Annotated in this window: 5 protein-coding genes, 11 tRNA genes and 2 rRNA genes (1 of these 18 cut by a window edge); all 18 read left to right on the top strand. The window is 51.1% G+C overall.

Going from position 1 to position 10,266, the window contains the following annotated elements; all coding sequences use genetic code 11:
- A 23S ribosomal RNA gene (locus QMO62_RS16410) occupies positions 1-2,184 on the top strand; it begins 721 nt to the left of the window's first position.
- 99 nt (positions 2,185-2,283) lie between these two features.
- A 5S ribosomal RNA gene (rrf, locus tag QMO62_RS16405) occupies positions 2,284-2,400 on the top strand.
- Between the two features lie 5 nt (positions 2,401-2,405).
- Positions 2,406-2,478 (top strand) — tRNA-Asn (locus QMO62_RS16400).
- Positions 2,479-2,481: 3 nt separating this feature from the next.
- Positions 2,482-2,554: transfer RNA gene (locus QMO62_RS16395), tRNA-Thr, on the top strand.
- Between the two features lie 4 nt (positions 2,555-2,558).
- Positions 2,559-2,630 (top strand) — tRNA-Glu (locus QMO62_RS16390).
- A gap of 11 nt (positions 2,631-2,641) precedes the next feature.
- Positions 2,642-2,717 (top strand) — tRNA-Val (locus tag QMO62_RS16385).
- A 3-nt stretch (positions 2,718-2,720) separates the two neighbouring features.
- Positions 2,721-2,796 (top strand) — tRNA-Thr (locus QMO62_RS16380).
- Between the two features lie 7 nt (positions 2,797-2,803).
- Positions 2,804-2,878: transfer RNA gene (locus tag QMO62_RS16375), tRNA-Gln, on the top strand.
- A gap of 8 nt (positions 2,879-2,886) precedes the next feature.
- Positions 2,887-2,962: transfer RNA gene (locus QMO62_RS16370), tRNA-Lys, on the top strand.
- 10 nt (positions 2,963-2,972) lie between these two features.
- Positions 2,973-3,047, top strand: a tRNA-Gly gene (locus QMO62_RS16365).
- Between the two features lie 8 nt (positions 3,048-3,055).
- Positions 3,056-3,132: transfer RNA gene (locus QMO62_RS16360), tRNA-Arg, on the top strand.
- A gap of 23 nt (positions 3,133-3,155) precedes the next feature.
- Positions 3,156-3,232, top strand: a tRNA-Pro gene (locus QMO62_RS16355).
- Between the two features lie 6 nt (positions 3,233-3,238).
- A tRNA-Gly gene (locus tag QMO62_RS16350) sits at positions 3,239-3,309 on the top strand.
- 219 nt (positions 3,310-3,528) lie between these two features.
- The gene (ppc, locus tag QMO62_RS16345) at positions 3,529-6,315 is read left to right on the top strand and encodes a phosphoenolpyruvate carboxylase (protein WP_284642572.1); all 2,787 of its coding nucleotides are present in this window, start codon (positions 3,529-3,531) and stop codon (positions 6,313-6,315) included.
- Between the two features lie 386 nt (positions 6,316-6,701).
- On the top strand, positions 6,702-7,259 hold the full coding sequence (gene sigW, locus QMO62_RS16340) for an RNA polymerase sigma factor SigW (RefSeq protein WP_372516725.1): 558 nt from the start codon (positions 6,702-6,704) through the stop codon (positions 7,257-7,259).
- A gap of 91 nt (positions 7,260-7,350) precedes the next feature.
- Entirely contained in the window at positions 7,351-7,962 is a 612-nt protein-coding gene (locus tag QMO62_RS16335) for a zf-HC2 domain-containing protein (RefSeq protein ID WP_284642568.1), read from the top strand.
- A 137-nt stretch (positions 7,963-8,099) separates the two neighbouring features.
- Entirely contained in the window at positions 8,100-8,906 is an 807-nt protein-coding gene (gene cdaA, locus QMO62_RS16330; protein WP_284642566.1) for a diadenylate cyclase CdaA, read from the top strand.
- Complete coding sequence (locus tag QMO62_RS16325) at positions 8,907-10,163, top strand: CdaR family protein (RefSeq protein WP_284642564.1); 1,257 nt, start codon at positions 8,907-8,909, stop codon at positions 10,161-10,163.
- Positions 10,164-10,266: the final 103 nt, after the last annotated feature.

The following is a 10,266-nucleotide window of genomic DNA, read 5'->3' as shown; positions in this document are numbered from 1 at the left end:
TCTACCCCTGTCCAGGGTGAAGGTGCGGTAACACGCACTGGAGGCCCGAACCCACGAATGTTGAAAAATTCGGGGATGAGGTGGGGGTAGCGGAGAAATTCCAATCGAACTCGGAGATAGCTGGTTCTCCCCGAAATAGCTTTAGGGCTAGCCTCGGGTGATGAGTCGCGGAGGTAAAGCACTGATTGGGTGCGGGGCCCGCCAAGGGTTACCAAGTCCAGTCAAACTCTGAATGCGCAGACTTTAACCCGGGAGTCAGACAGTCGAGTGCTAGATCCATTGTCAAGAGGGAAACAGCCCAGATCATCAGCTAAGGTCCCCAAGTGTGTGTTAAGTGGGAAAGGATGTGGAGTTGCAAAGACAACCAGGATGTTGGCTTAGAAGCAGCCACCATTGAAAGAGTGCGTAATAGCTCACTGGTCGAGTGACTCTGCGCCGAAAATGTACGGGGCTAACACACCACCGAAGCTATGAGTCCATTTATGGGCAGTAGGGGAGCGTTGTAACAGCAGTGAAGGTTGATCGTGAGGACAGCTGAGCGGTTACAAGTGAGAATGCCGGTATGAGTAACGAAAAGACAAGTGAGAATCTTGTCCGCCGTAAGCCTAAGGGTTCCTGAGGAAGGTTCGTCCGCTCAGAGGTAAGTCGGGACCTAAGGCGAGGCCGAAAGGCGTAGTCGAAGGACAACAGGTTGAAATTCCTGTACCACCGTGAACCGTTATGAGCAATGGGGTGACGCAGAAGGATAGTGACGCGGACTGATGGATGTCCGTCCAAGCAGCGAGGCTGGTTAGTAGGCAAATCCGCTAACCGTTAAGGCTGGGCTGTGATGGGGAGCGAAATTCAAGTAGCGAAGGTCATGAGTTCAAGCTGCCAAGAAAAGCCTCTAGCCAGGGAGAAGGTGCCCGTACCGCAAAACCGACACAGGTAGGCGAGCAGAGCATGCTAAGGCGCTCGGAAGAACTCTCGTTAAGGAACTCGGCAAAATGACCCCGTAACTTCGGGAGAAGGGTGCCTCGGTAGGGTGAATAGCCCGAGGGGGCCGCAGTGAAAAGGCCCAAGCGACTGTTTAGCAAAAACACAGGTCTGTGCGAAGCCGCAAGGCGAAGTATACGGGCTGACGCCTGCCCGGTGCTGGAAGGTTAAGGGGAGCGGTTAGGGGTAACCCGAAGCTGTGAACCGAAGCCCCAGTAAACGGCGGCCGTAACTATAACGGTCCTAAGGTAGCGAAATTCCTTGTCAGGTAAATTCTTGACCCGCACGAATGCGTAACGACTTGGGCGCTGTCTCGACGAGAGATCCGGTGAAATTTTAATACCTGTGAAGATGCAGGTTACCGCGACAAGACGGAAAGACCCCATGGAGCTTTACTGCAGCTTGATATTGGACTTTGGTACGATCTGTACAGGATAGGTGGGAGCCTAGGAAGCCGGAGCGCCAGCTTCGGTGGAGGCGCCGTTGGGATACCACCCTGATCGTATCGGAGTTCTAACCTGGCACCCTGATCGGGTGCGGGGACAGTGTCAGGTAGGCAGTTTGACTGGGGCGGTCGCCTCCTAAAGAGTAACGGAGGCGCCCCAAGGTTCCCTCAGAATGGTTGGAAATCATTCGAAGAGTGCAAAGGCATAAGGGAGCTTGACTGCGAGACATACAGGTCGAGCAGGGACGAAAGTCGGGCTTAGTGATCCGGTGGTACCGAGTGGAAGGGCCATCGCTCAACGGATAAAAGCTACCCTGGGGATAACAGGCTTATCTCCCCCAAGAGTCCACATCGACGGGGAGGTTTGGCACCTCGATGTCGGCTCATCGCATCCTGGGGCTGAAGTAGGTCCCAAGGGTTGGGCTGTTCGCCCATTAAAGCGGTACGCGAGCTGGGTTCAGAACGTCGTGAGACAGTTCGGTCCCTATCTGTCGCGGGCGCAGGAAATTTGAGAGGAGCTGTCCTTAGTACGAGAGGACCGGGATGGACGTACCGCTGGTGTACCAGTTGTCTCGCCAGAGGCACGGCTGGATAGCCAAGTACGGAAGGGATAAGCGCTGAAAGCATCTAAGCGTGAAGCCCCCCTCAAGATGAGATTTCCCAGTATGTAAGACCCCTTGTAGACGACGAGGTAGATAGGTTCGGGGTGGAAGCGCGGCAACGTGTGGAGCTGACGAATACTAATCGGTCGAGGGCTTATCCAAAATGCTGCATCGGCAGCACAGCTAATGACATTTGCTGAAGTTTCGAATCCAGTTTTCAAGGCGCAAGCCTTGATGGATATTTTCTGACGAAAAATCCGGTTTGGTGATGATGGCGGAAGGGAACCACGCGTACCCATACCGAACACGACCGTTAAGCCTTCCAGCGTCGATGGTACTTGGACCGAAGGGTCCTGGGAGAGTAGAACGTCGCCAAGCATTATTCCCTGATAGCTCAGTTGGTAGAGCACTCGACTGTTAATCGAGTTGTCACAGGTTCGAGTCCTGTTCGGGGAGCTTGCTTCCATAGCTCAGTAGGTAGAGTGCATCCATGGTAAGGATGAGGTCACCGGTTCGATCCCGGTTGGAAGCTTTTCGGCCCGTTGGTCAAGGGGTTAAGACACCTCCCTTTCACGGAGGTAACAGGGGTTCGAATCCCCTACGGGTCATAGCAATACCTGGAGGCTTAGCTCAGCTGGGAGAGCATCTGCCTTACAAGCAGAGGGTCGGCGGTTCGATCCCGTCAGCCTCCACCATATGCCGCTGTAGCTCAATTGGTAGAGCAACTGACTTGTAATCAGTAGGTTGGGGGTTCAAGTCCTCTCGGCGGCACCAGTATTGTTGGGGATTAGCCAAGCGGTAAGGCAACGGACTTTGACTCCGTCATGCCTAGGTTCGAATCCTAGATCCCCAGCCATGCTTCAAGAGCCATTAGCTCAGTCGGTAGAGCACCTGACTTTTAATCAGGGTGTCGTAGGTTCGAGTCCTACATGGCTCACCAGTTTCATAATGCGGAAGTGGCTCAGTGGTAGAGCATCGCCTTGCCAAGGCGAGGGTCGCGGGTTCGAGTCCCGTCTTCCGCTCCATAACATATGTGCCCTTAGCTCAGCCGGATAGAGCGTTTGACTACGAATCAAAAGGTCGGGAGTTCGAATCTCTCAGGGCACGCCATTAAAGCTTCATATTCTATATTACGGGACGTAGCTCAGCTTGGTAGAGCACCTGGTTTGGGACCAGGGGGTCGCATGTTCAAATCGTGTCGTCCCGACCATCGTCTGCGGGTGTAGTTCAATGGTAGAACTCCAGCCTTCCAAGCTGGTAGCGTGGGTTCGATTCCCATCACCCGCTTAACGTAAGCTCTTATGTCAGTTATTGACATAGGGGCTTTTTTCATTTCAGGGTTTCGCGAGAGGATAAATTGGATAAATATAGGCAGGAGAATTAAAGACACCAAATCTGGCAATTATTTTTGTAGACAATTTTGCACTTCAACGTGAAAAAGGACTACATCGTTCCGCCAGGATGTGTTAAAATACTCATTATGATTAGTAAGGATGGAGGAAAACCATGTCGGATTCAGTCACAATTTTAAACAAAAACAATTCGAACAATTTGTTGCGCAGGGATGTTCGGTTTTTGGGCCATATCCTCGGCGAGGTTTTGGTTCATCAAGGCGGCAACGAGCTGCTTGTCATCGTAGAGAAAATAAGAGAGATGAGCAAAACGCTTCGTGCCCAATTCACACCTGAGCTGTTCGCAGAATTTAAGGAAACGATTAATGCATTAGCACCCGAAATTCGTCACCAGGTGATTCGGGCTTTTGCCGTATATTTTCAGCTTATCAATATTGCCGAGCAAAATCACCGGATTCGTCGTAAACGCGACTATGAACGCACTGCCGGAGAGAATGTACAGCCGGGCTCAATCGAGGATATCATTCGCGGTCTGAAGGCGCAGAATATTCCTGCAGATGAGGTTCAGGAGATTCTGCAAGGTATTTCCCTGGAGCTGGTCATGACAGCTCACCCAACGGAAGCGACACGCCGAGCTGTACTGGACATTCACCAACGGATCGCGAAAGATGTAATGGAGCTGGATAATCCGAGCTTGACCTTCCGTGAAAGAGAACAGCTTCGGGAGAAGCTGCTTGGCGAAGTCATTACGCTTTGGCAAACGGATGAGCTTCGTGACCGTAAACCAACCGTTATCGATGAAGTACGTAACGGGATGTACTATTTTGACGAGACGCTGTTTGATGTTCTGCCTGAGGTATACCAAGAGCTTGAGCGCTGCTTGAGCAAATACTATCCGGAGCAATCCTGGCATGTGCCGGTGTTCCTGAAGTTCGGTTCGTGGATCGGCGGCGACCGTGACGGTAACCCTTCGGTAACCTCCAACATCACCTGGGAGACACTCTCCATGCAGCGGAAGCTGGCAATCAGCAAGTATGCTGAGCTACTTCAGGAGTTGCTGGGACACATGAGCTTCAGCAAGAATATTGTTGAAGTGACCCCGGAGCTGCTGGAGTCGATTCAGAAGGATCGTGACAACATCGATCTTCGTACCGACGAGTGGCGTAATGAGAAGGAACCTTACCGCATTAAAGTGAAATACATGATCGAAAAGATCAGCAATGCGGATAACGCGAGCCTTGCTAATAATCGTAAGTACAATAATCCGAATGAACTGATTGAGGACTTGAAAATCATTGAACGCAGCCTGCGCAATCATTATGCGGATTTTATCGCCGATTCTTATGTTACGAAGCTGATACGCCAGGTTGAGCTATTCGGCTTCCATCTGGCCAGTCTGGACGTAAGACAGCATAGTAAAGAGCATGAAGCAGCCATGACAGAGATTCTTGCCAAAATGAGTCTTTGCGAAAACTATGCAGCCTTGTCCGAAGAAGAGAAGGTACAGCTGCTGACAGAGGTTCTGAATGAACCGCGTCCGATCACTTCGCCTTACATGCAATACTCTGATTCTACGAAGGAAACTCTTGATGTATATCGCGTCATTCAAAGGGCACAGCAAGAGTTCGGACGGAATTGTATTTCGACCTACCTGATTTCCATGACTCAAGCGGCAAGCGATTTGCTGGAGGTACTCGTATTCGGCAAAGAAGCCGGTCTATACTTACACAATCCAGACGGATCGATCACATGCACGCTTCAATCTGTTCCTTTGTTTGAAACGATTGACGACCTGCATGCCGCACCGGAGATCATGACCACACTGTATCAGATCCCGGCATACCGGAACAGCCTTGTCAGCACGAATCATCTGCAAGAGATCATGCTTGGCTATTCGGACAGTAACAAGGACGGCGGCGTGATCACAGCGAACTGGGAGCTGCGCGTAGCGCTTCGCAGCATAACGGCTGCAGCGAAGAAATTCGGCGTGAAGCTGAAGTTCTTCCATGGTCGCGGAGGAGCTCTAGGACGCGGGGGGATGCCTCTGAATCGCAGTATTATGGCTCAGCCGGCTGATACGATTGGCGGCGGCATCAAGATTACCGAGCAAGGGGAAGTCTTGTCCTCGCGTTACTCCATGAAGGGGATTGCATACCGCAGCTTGGAGCAAGCGACATCGGCATTGATCATCAGCGCGCTTAGCGCACGGAACCCTCAGGTTGACCCTTCCGAGCCGGCTTGGGATGCCATTATGCGTGATATTTCCGAGAAAGCGCAGCAGAAGTATCAGGATTTGATTTTCCGGGATGAGGACTTCCTGACGTTCTTCAAAGAATCGACGCCGCTGCCGGAGATCGGCGAGCTGAACATCGGCTCCCGCCCTTCCAAGCGTAAGAACAGTGACCGTTTCGAGGATCTGCGAGCTATTCCATGGGTATTCGCCTGGACACAAAGCCGCTATCTGCTTCCGGCATGGTATGCAGCGGGTACGGGCCTTTACAGCTACTATCAGAACAACCCAGAGAATCTCAACGTACTGAAGGATATGTACCAGAACTGGTCGTTCTTCCGTTCGCTGATTGACAATCTGCAGATGGCTCTCGCCAAGGCAGACCTGCTTATCGCGAAAGAATACGGAAATATGATCAAGAATTCCTCGGTTGCTGAACGTATTTTTAACCTGATTCAGGAAGAATATGACCGTACCTCTCAGCTGATTCTGCAGATTACCGGACAGCAGGAAATTCTCGATAACGTACCGGTCATTCAAGAATCCATTCGTCTGCGTAACCCATACGTTGATCCGCTTAGCTACATGCAGGTACAACTGCTTACAGAGCTTAGAGGACTTCGTGAGCAAGGAGACGACGATGCTCTTCTGCTCCGGGAGGTTCTGCTGACCATTAACGGAATAGCTGCAGGTCTCCGGAATACCGGTTGATTTCAGCGGTTAGTAATAACTATGTACAAACCGGGTATCTCGCTAAAACAGGGGATGCTCGGTTTTTTTTGATTCCTGGGCATCTCCTTGGAGCACAATATGGTTATACATCAGGCCGAGGTGCCGTATGAAGGATTGAAACCAAACCAGCTATAAAGCCGTAGGAATGTTTAAAATGGAAATGGCCAGTAAAGGTATGGAAATGCCTTGACCCGCGGCGGACCGGTAATTTTCTTCCGCATGAGTATGTACAGATAGGGTAATGGTTTGGTATGCTCTTACTATTGGCAGGAGTTGTGCTAGCTGAAAGTGAAGCGGCATCCTGACGAATCCGCACCTTATCCCATAAGGTTGTAGCGGATCTTGGAGGTAGATGGGTGATTTCGATGGACACCAGGCTCGCCAAACTAGCAAGAAGCGGTGACCGCGTCGCTTTTGAAGAATTGGTGGAGCTGTATAAGGATAAGATTTATCATTTGGCATACCGGATGCTGCATAACCGCCATGAGGCGGAGGAGATCGTGCAAGAGACGTTCTTGCGCGTATATACGAATCTGGACCGGTATGATGAACAGCAGAAGTTTTCGACCTGGATCTATCGCATCGGGACAAACCTGTGTATTGACCGGCTGCGGAAGAAGAAGGCGAGCTACTCGCTGGATGCGGAGCTAAGCGACGGCGAAGGGGGAGACTGGTACGCTACCCTAGCGAGCCAGGATGCTGGGCCTGAGGATCAGATTACACTATCTGAAACGCAGCAGCAGATCCGGGATTCGATCGAAACCTTGCCGGAGAAATATAAGGCGATCGTAATTTTGCGGTACCTTCAGGATTTCTCCTTACAGGAAATAAGCGATACGCTGTCTATGCCTGTGACGACGATTAAAACGCGCTTACACCGGGGACGTGAATTTTTACGGAAAAAGTTGGAGGCTATTTTGTAGTGGAAAAATTGCATTCCGTTGAAACATTCGCCCGAATCAATCGTATGGTAATACACAAGTGTAATTTGACAGAAGAAAGGAGGGGCTCATGATGAATTGTAGAGAAGCCCTCCCGATGCTGCATCAATATTTAGACGGTGATTTAGAGGGTCAAGAGAAGAAGGCTCTGAAGGAGCATCTCCTTGCTTGCATGGATTGCCGCAGACGGCTGCAGCAGCTGGAGAAGGTAGAGGCTTTGGTACAAGCATGGCCATCACCGCAGGTCCCGGAAGGATTGACGGAGCGCATCATGAGCGCACTGCCTCCCGAGAAGCGGAGAGGCTCTTGGTCCCGCTGGTTTCGGAAACATCCGGCGGCATCGGTGGCTGCTGTGTTTTTCGTCGTGATGATGGGCAGCTTCCTATCCATGTGGGATAATGATCAAGAGCTGATCGTGAAAGGGACGGATCTGCAATCCGTAGTCATTCAAGGGGATACGGTTTATGTTCCGGCAGGGAAGACCGTAGCAGGGAATTTGACGGTCGAGAACGGAAAGCTGGAAGTAGAGGGAGACATTCGTGGGGACATCACAGTGATTGACGGAAGAATGAATCTAGCCTCGACGGCTCATATCTCCGGACAAGTAACCCAGATCGACGAAGCCTTCAGTTGGCTGTGGTTTAAGACGGGGCAATTCATTACTCAGCTTTCCCAAACGAAATAGGTCGAGCGACCCAATTTTCATAAACTCTCCCTAAACTATGGTAGAAAGGGAGGGTTTTTTGTTGCATTTATGGTATGATGAAGGGAGCACTTTCGAAAGATAGAGAAAATACACCGCGAAATGCTGGGGGCGGCGCGATGGACTGGCTGACGGAAATACGAATTACCGATATCATCGATATAATAATCGTTAGTTACGTGATATATAAGATGATTTTACTGGTCCGCGGAACGCGGGCTATCCAATTGCTGAAAGGCATCTTGGTTGTTGTAGTGACATGGGCCTTGAGCTCCTGGTTTAAGCTGAATACGCTGCAATGGATGATGAACCAGATGTTCACGTTCGGTCTGGTTGGGGTATTTATTATATTTCAGCCGGAGCTTCGACGAGCGCTGGAGCAGCTTGGCCGCGGCACGCTGTTCAGCCGAACGACAGTGGAAGAGGATCAGGAGATCAACCGTCGCATCAATGAGGTGCTGAAGGCGGTAAATTATATGTCCCGCCGTAAGATCGGGGCTCTGATGGTGTTCGAACGCGAAACCGGACTTACGGATTACATCGAATCAGGGATTTCCATTGAATCTCACATTAGCTCGGAGCTGCTTATCAATATTTTTATCCCGAATACGCCGCTTCATGATGGTGCGGTCATTATGAGGAAGCATCAGCTGATGGCGGCGGGATGTTACTTACCGCTGTCGGAGAATCCTTTTATCAGCAAAGAGCTGGGAACCCGGCATCGCGCGGCGATCGGAATGAGCGAGGTGTCCGATGCCCTGTGTGTGATTGTGTCGGAAGAAACGGGGCAAGTATCGCTGGCGCTGAACGGACACATCCTCCGCGATGTGAAGGAGGACACGCTGCTGGCCAAGCTATTCGAAGAGCTGAAGCCGAAGGTGAAATCAAAAGAAAAAAGCTCCATTTGGAAATGGAGGCTGCGCTAAATGGATCGTTGGCTGCGCAATACGAATGTCGTTAAGGTGATTGCATTAATTATCGGGATTCTGCTGTGGGCCGTTCTACGAATGGATGGCTCCACCTTGTCGGGCTCGAATAATACAGGCATTAAGGATGAGACAATCTCTAACGTAACGGTAACCCCTATCTACGATGCGAATGAGTTTTTTGTGCAATCGATCGAGCCTGCACAAGTATCGGTGACGTTGTCAGGGCGGGATTCGGTGTTGAAAAAATTGCTCAATACTGCGGAATATTCCGTGGAAGTGAATTTAACCAAGGTAGGCAAGGGTGAGCATATTCTGGCGGTAACACCGGTTAACTTCCCTTCGAATGTCACGGTCAAGATAAATCCGGGAACGGTGAAGGTTGTTGTCGATAAGAAGGAAAACAAATCGATGCCGGTCACAGTAAATGTTACGGGTATCCCGGGTGTTGGACTAAAGGCCGGGCAGCCTGTTGCAAAGCCGAACCGGGTGACGGTAACGGTTCCTAGCGACAGCGCGGATACAGTGGAATCGGTACGGGCGGATATCAGTGTGGAGAAGGCTACTACGCCGGTTTCGAACAAGGTGCGTCTTGTTGCATACGATAAAGACGGGAAGCCGATGGAAAAGGCGGTCATCAGTCCGGCCGTCGTTGATGTGGAGGTGCCGATTACAAGTCCGTTTACCCTTGTGCCGCTGCAGCTGAAGCTTGTAGGGGAGCCTCCTCCGGGATTTGCCGTCGGATCGCTTCGCCAAAGCGTAGATAAGGTAACCGTCTACGGACCTCAGAGCGTGCTGGATCGTCTGGAGTTCTACGAGGGACCGCAGGTGAACCTAGCGGAGCTCAAGGAGGATAAGGAGTTTACTCTCGATATCCCGCTGCGCAACAAAGCAACCCAGCTCGATCCCGGAAAGGTTACGGTTACGGTGGACATTGTTCCTTCCGTTACGAAGACACTGGCTGGGATTCCAGTTTCGATCATCGGGCAAAACGACGGGTTCAATACAACTGTGATCTCGCCGCAGCAGGGCCAGCTGAACCTTACGGTGGAAGGTGCGCCGGATATTCTAGGCATGCTGAAGCCGCAGGATATTCAGGCGATTCTAGATGTGAGCAACCTGCCTCCGGGAAGGCATGAGGTTTCAGTAACGTGGAATCTTCCGACCTTCGTGAAGAAAGGAACGCAGCAGGATCTTAAGGCTACCGTAGAAATCAGCGAGAAGCAGCCTAAGGCGGCTGCAACTCCGGCGCAATAATGTGTGTTGACGAGCACGTTTTGAAGAGTGGATAATAAGGTAATATATGCTCAGCAGGCTCTTAGAGCCTAGCTGAGCATCATTATGATAGATGGTTAGCATC

Source organism: Paenibacillus silviterrae (assembly GCF_030167925.1).
Taxonomy (GTDB): Bacteria; Bacillota; Bacilli; order Paenibacillales; family NBRC-103111; genus Paenibacillus_G; species Paenibacillus_G silviterrae.
This window is presented reverse-complemented; position numbering and strand designations above follow the sequence as displayed.

Excerpts from the sequence above, each read along its gene's own strand:
- ppc (WP_284642572.1), top strand. The coding sequence starts at position 3,529 with ATGTCGGATTCAGTCACAATTTTAAACAAAAACAATTCGAACAATTTG.
- sigW (WP_372516725.1), top strand. The coding sequence starts at position 6,702 with ATGGACACCAGGCTCGCCAAACTAGCAAGAAGCGGTGACCGCGTCGCT.
- QMO62_RS16335 (WP_284642568.1), top strand. The coding sequence starts at position 7,351 with ATGAATTGTAGAGAAGCCCTCCCGATGCTGCATCAATATTTAGACGGT.
- cdaA (WP_284642566.1), top strand. The coding sequence starts at position 8,100 with ATGGACTGGCTGACGGAAATACGAATTACCGATATCATCGATATAATA.
- QMO62_RS16325 (WP_284642564.1), top strand. The coding sequence starts at position 8,907 with ATGGATCGTTGGCTGCGCAATACGAATGTCGTTAAGGTGATTGCATTA.